This is a genomic window from Streptomyces sp. SID5464 (assembly GCF_009862985.1).
Taxonomy (GTDB): Bacteria; Actinomycetota; Actinomycetes; order Streptomycetales; family Streptomycetaceae; genus Streptomyces; species Streptomyces chartreusis_D.
The window spans coordinates 48,145-62,250 of record NZ_WWIQ01000008.1 but is presented as its reverse complement, the minus strand read 5'-3'; the positions used below and the strand labels follow the sequence as shown (position 1 = coordinate 62,250).

At 71.1% G+C, this 14,106-nt stretch carries 17 protein-coding genes; 9 read left to right on the top strand and 8 right to left on the bottom strand.

Annotation, left to right across the window (positions count from 1 at the left end; translation table 11 throughout):
• Positions 1-102: 102 nt before the first annotated feature.
• Positions 103-834, bottom strand: coding sequence for a DUF6578 domain-containing protein (locus tag GTY47_RS07905; protein ID WP_010036961.1), 732 nt, complete (start codon positions 832-834; stop codon positions 103-105).
• Between the two features lie 102 nt (positions 835-936).
• Between GTY47_RS07905 and GTY47_RS07900 the strand changes: the two genes are divergently transcribed.
• On the top strand, positions 937-1,737 hold the full coding sequence (locus GTY47_RS07900; RefSeq protein ID WP_010036959.1) for a site-2 protease family protein: 801 nt from the start codon (positions 937-939) through the stop codon (positions 1,735-1,737).
• A 4-nt stretch (positions 1,738-1,741) separates the two neighbouring features.
• On the opposite strand, the gene GTY47_RS07895 is transcribed toward GTY47_RS07900, so the two are convergent.
• From GTY47_RS07895 to GTY47_RS07885, 3 genes are all read right to left on the bottom strand, one after another.
• Positions 1,742-1,954 (bottom strand): hypothetical protein, encoded by a 213-nt coding sequence (locus tag GTY47_RS07895; protein ID WP_010036957.1) that lies wholly within the window; start codon positions 1,952-1,954, stop codon positions 1,742-1,744.
• 65 nt (positions 1,955-2,019) lie between these two features.
• Positions 2,020-2,739, bottom strand: a complete 720-nt coding sequence (npdG, locus tag GTY47_RS07890) for an NADPH-dependent F420 reductase (RefSeq protein ID WP_010036956.1) — start codon at positions 2,737-2,739, stop codon at positions 2,020-2,022.
• A gap of 33 nt (positions 2,740-2,772) precedes the next feature.
• Positions 2,773-3,846 (bottom strand): sialidase family protein, encoded by a 1,074-nt coding sequence (locus GTY47_RS07885; protein WP_010036949.1) that lies wholly within the window; start codon positions 3,844-3,846, stop codon positions 2,773-2,775.
• 118 nt (positions 3,847-3,964) lie between these two features.
• On the opposite strand from GTY47_RS07885, the gene GTY47_RS07880 reads away from it, so the two are divergent.
• Positions 3,965-4,567: a hypothetical protein gene (locus GTY47_RS07880; protein ID WP_010036947.1), complete on the top strand. Its 603-nt coding sequence runs from the start codon at positions 3,965-3,967 to the stop codon at positions 4,565-4,567.
• A 66-nt stretch (positions 4,568-4,633) separates the two neighbouring features.
• Here GTY47_RS07880 and GTY47_RS07875 read toward each other — a convergent pair whose 3' ends face one another.
• On the bottom strand, positions 4,634-4,864 hold the full coding sequence (locus GTY47_RS07875) for a hypothetical protein (RefSeq protein WP_010036946.1): 231 nt from the start codon (positions 4,862-4,864) through the stop codon (positions 4,634-4,636).
• Positions 4,865-4,922: 58 nt separating this feature from the next.
• On the opposite strand from GTY47_RS07875, the gene map reads away from it, so the two are divergent.
• Complete coding sequence (gene map, locus GTY47_RS07870) at positions 4,923-5,780, top strand: type I methionyl aminopeptidase (RefSeq protein ID WP_010036945.1); 858 nt, start codon at positions 4,923-4,925, stop codon at positions 5,778-5,780.
• Between the two features lie 31 nt (positions 5,781-5,811).
• Here the strand turns inward: map and GTY47_RS07865 are convergent, their stop codons facing one another.
• Positions 5,812-6,207: a MarR family transcriptional regulator gene (locus tag GTY47_RS07865; protein WP_078602784.1), complete on the bottom strand. Its 396-nt coding sequence runs from the start codon at positions 6,205-6,207 to the stop codon at positions 5,812-5,814.
• A gap of 191 nt (positions 6,208-6,398) precedes the next feature.
• Between GTY47_RS07865 and GTY47_RS07860 the strand changes: the two genes are divergently transcribed.
• Positions 6,399-7,184: an NmrA/HSCARG family protein gene (locus GTY47_RS07860; RefSeq protein ID WP_231911255.1), complete on the top strand. Its 786-nt coding sequence runs from the start codon at positions 6,399-6,401 to the stop codon at positions 7,182-7,184.
• Between the two features lie 134 nt (positions 7,185-7,318).
• The gene (locus GTY47_RS07855; RefSeq protein ID WP_010036941.1) at positions 7,319-7,966 is read left to right on the top strand and encodes a biliverdin-producing heme oxygenase; all 648 of its coding nucleotides are present in this window, start codon (positions 7,319-7,321) and stop codon (positions 7,964-7,966) included.
• A 66-nt stretch (positions 7,967-8,032) separates the two neighbouring features.
• On the opposite strand, the gene GTY47_RS07850 is transcribed toward GTY47_RS07855, so the two are convergent.
• Positions 8,033-8,677, bottom strand: a complete 645-nt coding sequence (locus tag GTY47_RS07850; RefSeq protein WP_010036940.1) for a PhzF family phenazine biosynthesis protein — start codon at positions 8,675-8,677, stop codon at positions 8,033-8,035.
• 179 nt (positions 8,678-8,856) lie between these two features.
• On the opposite strand from GTY47_RS07850, the gene efeO reads away from it, so the two are divergent.
• From efeO to GTY47_RS07830, 4 genes are all read left to right on the top strand, one after another.
• Positions 8,857-10,005: an iron uptake system protein EfeO gene (gene efeO / locus GTY47_RS07845; protein WP_010036939.1), complete on the top strand. Its 1,149-nt coding sequence runs from the start codon at positions 8,857-8,859 to the stop codon at positions 10,003-10,005.
• Between the two features lie 12 nt (positions 10,006-10,017).
• Positions 10,018-11,256 (top strand): iron uptake transporter deferrochelatase/peroxidase subunit, encoded by a 1,239-nt coding sequence (gene efeB / locus GTY47_RS07840; RefSeq protein WP_010036938.1) that lies wholly within the window; start codon positions 10,018-10,020, stop codon positions 11,254-11,256.
• A 5-nt stretch (positions 11,257-11,261) separates the two neighbouring features.
• The gene (gene efeU / locus GTY47_RS07835; protein ID WP_010036935.1) at positions 11,262-12,107 is read left to right on the top strand and encodes an iron uptake transporter permease EfeU; all 846 of its coding nucleotides are present in this window, start codon (positions 11,262-11,264) and stop codon (positions 12,105-12,107) included.
• Between the two features lie 95 nt (positions 12,108-12,202).
• The gene (locus GTY47_RS07830) at positions 12,203-13,204 is read left to right on the top strand and encodes a hypothetical protein (protein WP_078602778.1); all 1,002 of its coding nucleotides are present in this window, start codon (positions 12,203-12,205) and stop codon (positions 13,202-13,204) included.
• 43 nt (positions 13,205-13,247) lie between these two features.
• Here GTY47_RS07830 and GTY47_RS07825 read toward each other — a convergent pair whose 3' ends face one another.
• Positions 13,248-13,982, bottom strand: a complete 735-nt coding sequence (locus GTY47_RS07825) for a bifunctional DNA primase/polymerase (protein ID WP_010036926.1) — start codon at positions 13,980-13,982, stop codon at positions 13,248-13,250.
• Positions 13,983-14,106 lie beyond the last annotated feature (124 nt).

Here is a 14,106-nt window from a genome sequence, read left to right as displayed (position 1 = left end):
TCCGTCTCCGCACGGGCCCGGCACCCCGCCGGGGGACGCCCCGGGTCCCGGCAGGCGCCGGCGGGCACGGTCCTTTGCCCCTGCGGTCCGGCGGGACCGTGCTCAGGCATGTCGACGGGGCCCGGTACCGGACCGGCCGTAACGCCGCGGCGGAGCCGCGACCGTGCTCAGCGTCTCCAGCAGATCCGTCAGGGCAGCCGCCGTGATGCCTTCCGTCTCCGCACCGGGCTCGGCGACCCGCTGCGGGATGCCCCGGGCCTCACGGACGGCGTACGAGAGCCACGAGTCCGTGCCCGGGACCTCCAGGGTCACCACCACCCCCGACTCCCTGCGCCGCAGTGCCCGGCCATCGGACCCCTGCTCCACCTCGCCGTCGGAGAACCACTTGGGGCACCGCTCCACCCTCCGCAGCCGCCGCTTCCCCGCGACCGGCTCCCAGGAACGCGAGCCGGGCGCGCTCTCGGCGTACGCCTGGATCAGCACCTGCACGGCCCGCACCCGCCCGCTGACCTGGGGCCACCTCGCACCGTGCCGCTCGACGGACAGCAGCCCGACCGAGCGGGCCCGGTCCCCCGGTGCGGGCCGCCGGTCCTCGTCGTCGTCGGGGTCCCCGGCCAGGGCGACCGTGAGGCCCGTCTCCTCGCGCATGATCCGGACGCCGCCCACGTCCTCGACCGGTCCCGCGGCCTTCGTGAGCTGGTCGTGCCAGCCGCCTCCGAACACGGTGTCCGCGTCCAGGAGCAGCAGCGGCCAGCTCACCTCGTCCCCCACGGAGAACGGCGTGCCGCAGCACTCCATCTGCCAGTCCTCGTAGATCACGTGCCAGAGCCCCATGCCCCCACCCTCCCGGAACCGACCGCCCCGCGCGAGACGTTTTCCCCCTGCGCCCGGTACCGTCGGGCGTCCCATCGCGTGTTCGAGAGTGCAGGGAGTCCCATGACCACCGCCACCAGCCGCCACAGTGAGCGGCGGATCAGTCCCGTCTTCGTCGGGATTCTGGCCGTGACGGCGGTCACGGGATGGGCGACCTGGACCGGGTTCGCGCAGCAGCCCGGGGTCGCCGTGTTCCTCTTCGTGACGGCGGCCTGGATCGTCTCGCTCTGCCTGCACGAGTACGCGCACGCGCGCACCGCCCTGCACAGCGGCGACATCTCGGTCGGTGCGAAGGGGTACCTCACCCTGAACCCGCTGAAGTACACGCACGCGCTGCTCAGCATCGTCCTCCCGGTGATCTTCGTGATCATGGGCGGGATCGGTCTGCCCGGCGGCGCGGTGTTCATCGAGCACGGGCGGATCCGGGGGCGCTGGAAGCACAGCCTGATCTCGGCGGCGGGCCCGCTGACGAACGTGCTGTTCGCGGTCGTCTGCACGGCCCCGTTCTGGCTGGACGCGCTGGACGGCGTGCCGGCCGACTTCCGGTTCGCCCTGGCCTTCCTCGCGCTGCTCCAGGTGACGGCCGCGCTGCTGAACTTCCTGCCGGTGCCGGGCCTGGACGGCTACGGCGTCATCGAGCCCTGGCTGTCGTACGACATCCGGCGGCAGGTGGAGCCGTTCGCGCCGTTCGGCCTGCTCTTCGTGTTCGCGCTGCTGTGGCTGCCGGCGGTGAACGGCGTGTTCTTCGACGTGGTCGACTCGGTGCTGAAGTCGCTCGGGATCAGTGACGTCGAGACGTACTGCGGTCAGGAGCTGTACCGCTTCTGGCAGGGCTCGAACGAGTTCTGCTCGGCCGCTCCCTGACGGGTCAGCCCGTGACGGATTCCCGCCGGGCGTCCCGGCCGCGCTTCACGTAGTACCAGCACATGTTGGACGACAGACCCGCCAGCAGCACCCAGACGATCCCCAGCCAGCTGCCCCGCGTGAAGGAGACGACGGCCGCGGCCACGGCGAGGACGCAGACGATCAGGGCGTAGAGGGCGAGTCGCCGGGCCGGGTCGGGTGGGAGCAAGAGGGGCATGTCGGTCGGCTCCTGTCGGGGGACACTGCGGGCACTGCTGGTGCCGTCCAGTGTCCCCCATGGGCTCATACGTCCGTGACCCGGAGCCCCGCGTGCGCCTTGTACCGGCGGTTCACGGAGATCAGGTTCGCCACCAGCGACTCCACCTGGTGGGCGTTGCGCAGCCGCCCGGCGAAGATGCCGCGCATGCCGGGGATGCGCCCGGCGAGGGCCTGCACGATCTCGACGTCGGCGCGGACCTCGCCGAGCACCATCACGTCGGTGTCGATCTCGTCGATCTCCGGGTCCTGGAGCAGCACGGCCGACAGGTGGTGGAAGGCGGCCGTGACCCGGGAGTCCGGCAGCAGGGCGGCGGCCTGCTCGGCGGCGCTGCCCTCCTCGGGCTTGAGCGCGTAGGCGCCCTTCTTGTCGAAGCCGAGCGGGTTGACGCAGTCGACGACGAGCTTGCCGGCCAGTTCCTCGCGCAGGGACTCCAGCGTCTTGCCGTGGCCGTCCCACGGCACGGCGACGATCACGATGTCGCTGCGGCGCGCGGTCTCGGCGTTGTCGGCGCCCTCGACGCCGTGGCCGAGTTCCTCCGCGGCGGCCCGGGCGCGCTCGGCCGCCCGCGAGCCGATGATCACCTTCTGTCCGGCCCGGGCGAGCCGGTAGGCGAGGCCCTTGCCCTGCGGCCCGGTCCCGCCGAGCACCCCGACGACGAGTCCGGAGACGTCGGGCAGGTCCCAGGGGTCCTTGGCGGGGGCCTTCTGGGCGTTGTCGGTGGCAGCACTGTCGGTAGAGGTCATGGCCCCGACTCTACGTCCGCCGCCGTCACCGGCTCAGGGCAGCTCCGTCACGGGCACCCGGCGGAAGGTGATGGTCTCGTAGGCGCTGAAGTCGCCGGTCTCGTACAGCAGTCCCACGGTGTCCGCGTCGACGCGCACCAGGTCGGAGTACGCGGCGGGCAGCCCGTCCACGGTGTGGGCCGGGCGCCAGGTGGTGCCGCCGTCGGTGGAGGCGCGGATCGTCATCAGGGCGCGGAAACCGGGGTCGGCGGGGCCGGAGTAGAGCAGCACGTCCGGGTCGCGGAGTTGGAGGACGCTCGCCTGGCACACGGGGGCGGACAGGCCCGCCTGCGGGCGGAAGGGCTTCACCAGGGTCTGGCCGCCGTCGGCCGAGTGGGCGTCGGCGCGGGTGCCGGGCGACGGGGAGTCGTTGCGCGTGTTGACGTACACGCGGCCGTCGGGGAGTTCGGCGGCGGTGGTCTCGTTGGCGTTGATGTAGCCGTCGGTGTTGTCGTCGACGTAGCCGATCCGCCAGGTCGCGCCCCGGTCGTCGCTGAGCAGGCAGTGGCCGCCGTTGTACCTGCCCTCGGTGCCGTTGTCCGTGCCGGTGGGCGGCAGGGAGTGGTTGGCGGGGACGACGATCCGGCCGGTGCTCAACTGGAGGGCGTGGCCGGGGGTGGTGGCGTACCAGCGCCAGTGCGGCTCCTTGGTCTCCTGGGTGATCTCCCGCGGCGCGGACCAGGTGAGGCCGTCGTCGTCGCTGTGCTGCACCCAGACCCGGCGCCCGTCGGCCGCGCTCACCTTGCCGCACCGGATGGCGTCCTCGGTGGCGAGCGCGGCGTTGCGTACGTGCACCAGGAGGACACGGCCGGTGTCCAGGACGACGGGCGCCGGGTTGCCGGCGAGGGCGTCGCCGTTCCTGGCGGCGACCAGGAGCGGGCTCCAGGTGCGGCCGCCGTCCGTGGAGCGTTTGAGGACGATGTCGATGTTCCCGAAGTCGTCCCGGGAGCCGACGCGGCCCTCGCAGAGGGCGAGCAGGGTGCCCGTGCCGGTGGCGACGACGGCGGGGATGCGGAAGCTGGCGTACCCCTCCCGGCCGGCGCGGAAGGGGACGCTGGTCTCGGTCATCGGCGGGTTCCTCCGGTAGTTCGACGACGGTACGGATGACCGGTCCACCTGCCCAAGCCGGGCGAATGCGTGGTGAATTCCACGTCACGAGTGACCGGTCGGGGCAGGATGCCGTCGTATGGATGCCGTACGGGTCGCGCTGTTGCGGGAAGTGCTCGTCGGGACGGAATGGCTGGGCGCCACGCGGCGCTTCGCCGGTGCGCTGCGGGGGTCGGTGGTGTCGCACGGCGGCGGGCTGCTGCTCGTCGGCACGCCGGAGTACGAGCCGTGGCACCTGGCGGCGCACCTGGTGGACGAGGCGGCGTGGTCGGGCACGCCGGAGCTGGCCCCGACCCTGGTACGGCATGACGCGCGCCCCTCGGATCCGGCGCACCTGGCGGTCGGCCTCGGGCGGCTGGAGGCGGCCCGGCGGGGCGAGACGCTGCTGGTGGTGTCGCCCGAGGGACCCGCCGCACCCCTCCTCGAACGGGTGTCCGACGCCCGGCGCGCAGGGGCGACGGTGCTGTCCCTCGGCCCCGGTGAGGGCGAGCTGCCGGCGATGGCCCACGAGGCCCTGGCCGTCCCCGACGGCTCGGAGCTGGACCTGGACACGGTCCAGCACCTGGTCAGCGCGGCGGCCGGGGAGAACGCCCTGCCGACGCCACACGGGCGTCGCCGCTTCCGGGACAGGGTGTCGAGACTGGCGGAACACCTGACGGCCCCACCGCCGGCGCGCTGGTAAGGGGCGGTGGGGCCGGTTCTGCCGGTGGTGCGGCTGCGCGGGTCGCGCGCGGCCGCCGGGGTGCGCCTATTCGTCGTTGCGGCCGCCCGCCGGGGCGTCGTGCCACTTGGGGTCGTTCTCCCACTGGAGGTTGCGTGCGCGGGCGGTCTCCATCGCGTGTTCGGCTTCCGTGCGGGAGGCGTACGGCCCGAACCGGTCCTTGTTGGGGCACTCCGGCCCCTCCTCGACCTTCTTGTGCTCCAGGCAGTAGTACCACTCACCCGGCTTGCCGACCGTCCGCTTCTTGAACAGGGCCATGACCAGCTCCTCTCGCCATCGACATGTTCCCCCATGGGCGCTGGTTAGACTCGCTGGCATGTCTGGCCAGTCGCTGCTCGTACCGGGGGAGCTGTCCCCCACCCGTCCCGTGCCCGGAAACATCCGCCGCCCCGAGTACGTCGGCAAGCCCGCGCCGACGCCGTACACCGGACCGGAGGTGCAGACGCCCGAGACGATCGAGGCGATGCGGCTCGCCGGCCGGATCGCCGCCCGGGCGATGGCGGAGGCCGCGAAGCTGATCGCCCCCGGGGTGACCACCGACGAGCTGGACAAGGTGGCGCACGAGTACATGTGCGACCACGGCGCCTATCCCTCGACGCTCGGCTACCGGGGCTTCCCGAAGTCGCTGTGCACCTCGGTCAACGAGGTCATCTGCCACGGCATCCCGGACTCGACGGTCCTGCGCGACGGCGACATCGTCAACCTCGACGTGACGGCGTACATCGGCGGTGTGCACGGCGACAACAACGCGACCTACCTGGTCGGTGACGTCGACGAGGAGTCGCGGCTGCTGGTGGAGCGGACCCGGGAGTCCCTCGACCGGGCGATCAAGGCGGTCAAGCCGGGCCGGCAGATCAACATCATCGGCCGGGTCATCGAGTCCTACGCCAAGCGCTTCGGCTACGGGGTGGTCCGGGACTTCACCGGCCACGGCATCAACAGCTCGTTCCACTCGGGCCTGATCATCCCGCACTACGACAGCCCGCACGCGACGACGGTGATCCAGCCCGGGATGACGTTCACGATCGAGCCGATGCTGACGCTCGGGACGCACGAGTACGACATGTGGGACGACGGCTGGACGGTCGTGACGAAGGACCGCAAGCGGACGGCCCAGTTCGAGCACACGCTGGTGGTGACGGAGTCGGGCGCGGAGATCCTCACGCTGCCGTAGCGTCCCGCCCCCACCGACGCCCGGCCGGTCGTCAGTCCTTGCCGCGCAGGTGGGCGATCTGCTGCCGGGAGAGCTCGACGGTGCGTCGCATGTGCCGGTACAGCAGGGCGAGTTCGTCCTCGGTGTAGTCGGCGAACATCGCCCGCCATCGCTCGCCCAGCTCGGCCCACAGCTCCGTGAGATTCCGCATCGCCTTCGGGACGGGCTCCACCAGAACCCGGCGGCGGTCGGTCTGGTCGCGGCGCCTGACCACGTAGCCCGCCTTTTCCAGACGGTCGACCAGCCGGGTCGCCGAGCCGCTGGTCAGGCCGGTGAGCTCGGCGATCCGGCCGGTGGTGAACGGGCCGGACTCGGCGGTCAGCAGGTTGAGGCACTGGACGTCGGTCGGGTGCAGCTTGAGATGGTCCGCGACCGCCTGGTTGAACATGACGTAGGAGGCCAGGTAGCGGCGGGACTCCTGCTGGAGATCGTCTATCAGCAAGGGGTCTCCTAAATATCTGCGTCACGCAGTGACTGTGTCATACAGTAGGCGCATGACGAAGGAATTCTACCGGCCCGTCGTGGCCGTTGCCGGAGCGACCGGCACCCAGGGCGGCGCGGCCGCCCGCTCGCTGCTCGATCAGGGCTAACCGGGTCCGCGCCCTGACCCGCACTCCCGGCTCGGCCGCCGCCCGGGCGCTGCGGGCCCTCGGCGCAGACGTGCTCGCGGCCGACTTCGACGACCGCGAGTCGCTGGAGTTCGCCCTGAAAGGCGCCGACGGACTGTTCGCCATGTCCACCCCCTTCGGCTCCGACCCGGAAACCGAGGTCCGGCAGGGCATCGCCCTGCTGGAGGCCGCCCGGGACATCGGGCACATCGTGTTCTCCTCCGCCGCACACGCCGACCGGGACACGGGCATCCCGCACTTCGACAGCAAGTACCGCATCGAGCAGCACCTGCGCGGGCTGGGTGTGCCGTGGACGGTCCTCGGCCCGGCCGTGTTCATGGACAACTACACGGTCGAATGGTCGCTCGAAGGTCTGCGCGAGGGCAGATTCGTCCTGCCGATGCCTGATGACCGGCCGGTGACGCTGATTCCCGCGCGGGACATCGGCGCCTTCGCCGCCCATGTGCTCGCGCGGCCCGAAAAGTTCGCGGGCCGGCGCATCGACATCGCCTCCGACGAGCTGACCTGCCCCCGGATCGCGGAGGCGCTGACCGGCGTGTGCGGCAGGCCGATCGTCTTCGAGCGGCTGCCGATCGCCCGCGTCGAGACGTTCTCGGCCGATCTCGCCGCGATGTTCCGCTACTTCACCGAGACCGGCCTCGATGTCGACGTGGACGCCCTGCGCCGCGACTTTCCGGAGATCGGCTGGCAGCGCTTCGGCACCTGGGCGGCCGAGCGCACCTGGCCGGTCAACTGAGTGCACGCAAAACCCATCCCCTGAACTGGAGTGTTGCGACGACCACCGGAACCCGAGCCCGGAGGGCGGGCTTTTTCCACGGCACCGGAGTACCGTTTTTACCGACACGACGTCGGGAAACAGGAAGTGGGCCCATGGAATCCTTCTCCACCCTCATCCGGACCGCTTCCCGCGAGCAGCACGAGGAGGTCAGGGGCTCGACGTTCATGAGCGACCTGCTGGGGCACAAACTGGGGGTCGACGCGTTCGCCCGCTACACGGAGCAGCTGTGGTTCGTGTACGGGGCACTGGAGTCCGGCGCCGAGCGCCTGGCCGGGGACCCGGTGGCCGGCCCCTTCGTCCGCCCGGAGTTGTTCCGGACGGCCGCGCTGGAGCAGGACCTGGAGTACCTGCGCGGCCCCGGCTGGCGAGCGGGCATCAGCGCGCTGCCCGCCACCCTGGAGTACGCGCGACGGATCTCCGACTGCGCCCGCACCTGGCCTGCCGGCTACGTCGCCCACCACTACACCCGCTACCTCGGCGACCTCTCCGGCGGGCAGATCATCCGCGACACGGCCGAGAGGGCGTGGGGTCTGCCGAAGAAGGGCGACGGGGTCCGCTTCTACGTGTTCGAGGAGATCCCCAACCCGGCCGCCTTCAAGCGGGGTTACTGGGAGCTGCTGGACGCGGTGCCCGGAGACGAGCTGGAGCGGCAGCGGATCGTGGCCGAGTGCAAGCGGGCGTACGCGCTGAACAACGCGGTGTTCCACGCGCTGGGCGAGGAGTTCCCGCTGTCGGCCTGACCGGCCCCAAAGACCCGCGGCGGGCACCCGAGAGGGTTCCGCCCGTACCGACGCGCGCCGCCCGGGTCAGCGTTCGAGGTGCACCCGGCCGCCGACCTCGGTCCAGCCGCCCGGCTGGGGTGCGGTCAGGATCTGGGAGCCCGCTCCCTGGGTGATGTTGAGGGCCCGGCCGAGCCGGTCGGTGAGCAGCAGGGCCGCCGCCCCGGTCGCCTCGTCCTCGTCGATCCCGTCGCCGCGTCCGGGGAAGGCCCGGGCCCGCACCCGTCCGGCGGGCTCGTCCTCCCACGCCCAGGCGTAGACCCACTCCCCCGGCGGCGGCACGGCCAGGTCGTCGACCTCGGCCGCGCTTCCGTACTGCCGCAGGGTGCGCTGCGGCACCCACTCCGCCCGCGCCTCGATCCAGCAGAACTCCCCGTCCTGCCGGGCCCCGACCACCCCGGCGGGCGTGACCAGTTCGGGCACGTCGAGCAGCCAGGCCGTCCCGACACACGGGTGCCCGGCGAAGGGCAGGCGCAGGGTGGGCGTGTAGATGTCGATCACCCCGCGCTCGGGGTCGTCGACGAACACGGTCTCACTGAACCCGAGTTTCGCGGCGAACGCCTGCCGCTCACTCCGCTCGGGCATCACCGAACCCTCACGCACGACACCGAGTTCGTTGCCGTATCCACCGTTCGGCCCGCAGAAGACGCGGAGCACGTCGTAGTCAGTCACGGGGGCATTCAAACACCGCCCGGGCGACCAGGTCGTCCCGGGCGGCCGGCGCTCCCGATCATCCCGAAGCGCGACCTTTGACCTTCCCTTGACCACTTCATGAGAGCGATTTTGAGTCATTTAAGTAATCCTTATCTGGCTTAGGTGAGCCTCACCTTCCCCGTCCTTCTGGAGCTTTCATGCGACCCGCCAGCCCCGTATCCGTCGTGATCGCCGCCGCGGCGGTTCTGACCGCAGTCACCGGCTGTACGGAGAAGAGCAACGCCGAGGACGGCGACCGCGTGGTCCATGTGACGGCCACGGACGACAAGTGCGAGGTGTCGAAGAAGGAGTTCCCCGCCGGGCACGTCGAACTGGCCGTCGAGAACAAGGGTTCCAAGGTCACCGAGGTCTACGTGCTCTTCCCTGACGACCGCGTGGTCACCGAGCGGGAGAACATAGGCCCCGGCACCAGGCAGCGGGTCACCGCCGAGGTGAAGGCCGGCGACTACCAGATCGCCTGCAAGCCCGGCATGAAGGGCAAGGGCATCCGTCAGGCCGTCAAGGCCACCGGCGGCAAGGCGGTCAAGCGCGACCCGCGCCTGGACGAGGCCGTGGCGGCCTACCGCGCCTACACCCAGGAGCAGGCCGACGAGACCCTGCCCAAGGCCGAAACCTTCGCCCGGGCCGTCAAGGACGGCGACCTGGAAGCCGCGCAGAAGGCGTACGCGCCGTCCCGCATCGGCTGGGAGCGCACCGAGCCGGTCGCCGAGTCCTTCGGCGACATCGACCCGAAGGTCGACGTCCGCGAGGACGGCCTGGAGGACGGCCAGGACCCCGCCACCGACTGGACCGGCTGGCACCGCCTGGAGAAGGCCCTCTGGCAGGACAAGAAGATCGGCGACCGGGAGAAGGAGCTCGCCGACCGGCTCATCACCGACCTGAAGGACTGGCAGGAGCGGGTCGGCAAGGCCGACATCACCCCGACCTCGATGGCCAACGGTGCCAAGGAACTCCTCGACGAGGTCGCGACCGGCAAGGTCACCGGCGAGGAGGAGCGCTACTCGCACACCGACCTGGTCGACTTCAAGGCCAACGTCGAGGGCGCGCAGAAGTCGTACGAGCTGCTGAAGCCGGTCGCGCAGGAGAACGACAAGGCCCTCACCACGGAACTGGACAAGCAGTTCGCCACCCTGAACACGCTGCTCGACAAGTACCGCCCGGACACGACGTCGTACGACTTCACCTCCTACGACAAGGTCGGCAAGGCCGACCGCAAGGAGCTCTCGGACGCGGTCAACGCGCTGGCGGAGCCCCTGTCGAAGCTCGCTGCCGCAGTCGCGAAGTAGGGGACCGCGCCCATGACGGACAACGACACGCCATCTCCCTCCCGGCGCTCCCTGCTCGGCTGGGGCGGCGCGGGCCTGGCCCTCGGCGCCGCCGCGGCGGGCGGAGCGGTGGCGATGGCCCGCACCGACGACGACCCCGCACCGGACACGGGAACCGCGATCGCCTTCCACGGCCCGCACCAGGCGGGCATCGCCACGCCCGTCCAGGACCGGCTGCACTTCGCCGCGTTCGACGTGACGACCGACGACCGGGCGGAGTTCGTCCAGCTGCTGAAGGAGTGGACGGAAGCCGCCCGCCGCATGACGGCCGGGCAGCCGGTGGGCGAGGGCGGCTTCGGCGGCCTCCCCGAGGCACCCCCGGACGACACCGGCGAGGCCCTGGACCTCAAGCCCTCCCGCCTGACCCTCACGATCGGCTTCGGTCCGAGCCTGTTCGGGAAGTTCGGCCTGGCGGAGCAACGGCCGGCCGCCCTGGTGGACCTGCCCAAGTTCGCGGGTGACAACCTGGACAAGAACCGCAGCGGAGGCGACCTGTGCGTCCAGGCCTGCGCGGACGACCCACAGGTCGCCGTGCACGCCATCCGCAACCTGGCCCGCATCGGCTTCGGCAAGGTCGTCATCCGCTGGTCGCAGCTCGGCTTCGGCAAGACGTCGTCGACGACACCCGAGGCACAGACCCCGCGCAACCTGATGGGTTTCAAGGACGGCACCCGCAACATAGCGGGCACGGAGACGGACCGGCTGAAGAAGTTCGTGTGGGTGGACGGGAAGGACGGCCCGTCCTGGATGACGAACGGCTCCTACCTCGTCGCCCGCCGCATCCGCATGCACATCGAGACCTGGGACCGCACCTCGCTCCAGGAGCAGGAGGACATCTTCGGCCGTGACAAGGGCGAGGGCGCCCCGGTCGGCAAGGCGAAGGAGCGTGACGAGCCGTTCCTGAAGGCCATGAAGCCCGACGCGCACGTCCGGCTCGCGCACCCCGACGCCAACCACGGGGCGACGATCCTGCGCCGCGGCTACTCCTTCACCGACGGCACGGACGGACTGGGCCGCCTCGACGCGGGCCTGTTCTTCCTCGCCTACCAGCGGGACGTCCGCAAGGGCTTCATCCCGATCCAGCGCAACCTGGCCACGGACGCGCTCAACGAGTACATCCAGCACGTGGGTTCGGCGCTCTTCGCCATCCCGCCGGGCGTCCGCGACAAGGACGACTGGTGGGGCCGGACGCTGTTCTCCAAGGAGGCCTGAGCCTGTTGTTCTCCAACTACCTGATCGGTCTGCGCGAGGGCCTGGAGGCGAGCCTCGTCGTCTGCATCCTCATCGCCTACCTGGTGAAGACGGACCGCCGGGACGCGCTGCGGCCGATCTGGATCGGCATCGGCATCGCGGTCGCCCTCGCGTTCGGCTTCGGCTGTGCGCTCGAATTCGGCTCGCAGGAGCTGACGTTCGAGGCGCAGGAGGCGCTCGGCGGGTCCCTGTCGATCCTCGCGGTCGGTCTGGTGACGTGGATGGTGTTCTGGATGCGGCGCACCGCCCGGCACCTGAAGTCCGAACTGCACGGCAAGCTGGACGCGGCCCTCGCCATGGGCACGGGCGCGCTGGTCGCCACGGCGTTCCTGGCCGTGGGCCGGGAGGGCCTTGAGACGGCCCTGTTCGTCTGGGCCTCGGTCCACGCGGCGAGCGACGGCAGCCCGCGTCCCCTTCTCGGTGTCGCCCTGGGCCTGTTGACCGCGGTCCTCCTGGGCTGGCTCTTCTACCGGGGCGCCCTGCGCATCGATCTCGCCCGGTTCTTCACCTGGACCGGCGGCATGCTCGTCGTCGTGGCCGCGGGCGTACTGGCGTACGGCTTCCACGACTTGCAGGAGGCCCGCTTCCTGCCGGGCGAGCGGAAACTGGCCTTCGACATCTCCGGCACGATTCCGCCGGACAGTTGGTACGGCACGTTGCTCAAGGGCGTGTTCAACTTCCAGCCGGATCCGACGGTGCTCCAGGTCGTGGTGTGGCTGCTGTACCTGGTCCCGACCCTGACCCTGTTCCTGGCACCGACGGGCCTTGGACGCGGCCGGACGGCGCCGGCGCCGGTGCGCGACAGGGCCTGACGCCGCCGGGATTCCTCTCGCACACCCACCCCCGTCCGGCCGCCGGCGGCACCCGGTAGGGTTCGCCTCCGGAAAGGGGAAGGTGAAGGAACCCGATGAGCAGGGATCGCGACCCTCGAACGCTCCGCAGGTCCGCCCGGAGCGCCCTCATAGCAGCCTCGGTGACCGCTTTGTCGTTGACGGCGAGCGGATGCGTCGTGGTGCACGGCGAACGGGAGATCCTCCCGTCCACGACCCGAGCCGAAGCCGCCAAGGCCCTCCAGGAGTTCACGACCGCGTACAACGAGGCCGACAAGGCCTACGACGCCTCCCTGGACGCCGACCACACCACCGGCGCCCTGGCCGACATCGACTCGGCACGCCTGAAGGCCGGCCGGACGAACAGCCCGGACGGCAACCCGAACCACACGCCCCTGAAGCTGACGGACGCGAAGTACACGATCCCCAAGAAGGCCGGCTGGCCCCGCTGGTTCCTCGTCGACGCGGCCGGCAACAAGGGTGGCACCGCCCGCTGGCTGCTCGTGTTCACCCGCAGCAGCCTGGACGACCCCTTCCAGGTCGCGTATCTCACCCTCGTCGCACCGGGCAAGGTCCCGCGGTTCAAGAAGGACGCGGACGGCTGGGCCGAGTCGGTCCCCGTGAACTCGACCGGCCTGTCCGTCGCCCCCGGCGACCTGAGCCAGGACTACACGACCTACCTCAAGAACGGCGGCGAGACCTTCGCCGACGGCTCCCACACCAGCCAGTGGCGCGCCCTGCGCGAGAAGAACGCCAAGAAGCCGGGCCTGGTCACCCAGTACATCGACGAACCGCTGACGAACGGCGACTACCAGCCCCTCGCCCTGCGCACGGCGGACGGCGGCGCACTGGTGTTCTTCACCACCCGGCACTACGAGAAGCAGACGGCCTACGCGGGCACGTCGTTCCCCATCCCCGGCAAGGACGTCCTCGCGCTGACGAAGGGTGAGGTCAAGCAGTCCCTCCTGATGGAGTTCGTCTCCAACGAGGTGGCGCTGGACCCGCCGAAGGGCAGCGGCAGCGAGCAGGTGACGATCCTCGGCCGGATCCAGGGCATGACGTCGGCCGAAGGCTCGTAGGAGCAGGGCGGGGCAGGGTCGGAAAGGACAGGGCAGGACCGGCTCAGTGCCGCAGCGGCCAGGCCTGCCCGGCGTGGTCGGCTTCCTCGCCGGCGTACCGGGCGCAGGCCTCGGTCAGGGTCTCCAGCAGGCTCAGCGGATCCGGCAATGGATGCTCGGGCCCGCGCACCCAGTGCACCGTCTGGTCCTCACCGGGCAGCCGCGCCGGCGGTACGAGGACGTAGGAGCCACGGCAGTGCCACCGCAGCCCGGGGTGCTCGTCCATCGTCTCGGGGTGGCAGTCCAGTTCGCACGGCCACCACTCGTCCTCCTCCTCGGGCGTCCCGCGGGTGAGGGTGAAGAACAGCATGCGGCCGTCGTCGCTCTCGGCGACGGGCCCGACCTCGACACCGTCGCCGAGCAGCCGCTCCAACGCACTGCGACCGGCATCCAGGGGCACGTCGAGGACGTCGTGCACCATGCCGGTCGCGGTGATGAAGTTGGCCTGCGGCTGATGGCGGGCCCAGCGTTCGATCTGGGCGCGGTCGGTGGTCGACTGCGTCTGCCAGGCGAAGGACACCGGGTGCCGGGCCGGGGTGGGACAGCCGACGCGGTCGCAGGAGCAGCGGTAGCCGGCCGGGTGGGCGGCGGGCGCGAGCGGCAGTCCGGCTCCGGCGGCGGCGAGCAGCAGGGCCTCACGGCCGCCGTCACCGGCGGTCTCCTTCGGCCGGCGCCCGGCGCGCAGCCACTGGGTGAGTTTGCCCTGTAGGCCGGTCCTGCCGCCGTACTCCGCGCTCATCTATCCCCTCGCCTCGCTGTCGTGCGGAACAGCATGCCTCATGGTCCCATCTTCCCGCGCGCCGGGGGGCCAGTGCCCACATCCGGGGCAGGAGGGCCGAGACATGTACCGGTGGGGCGAGGCA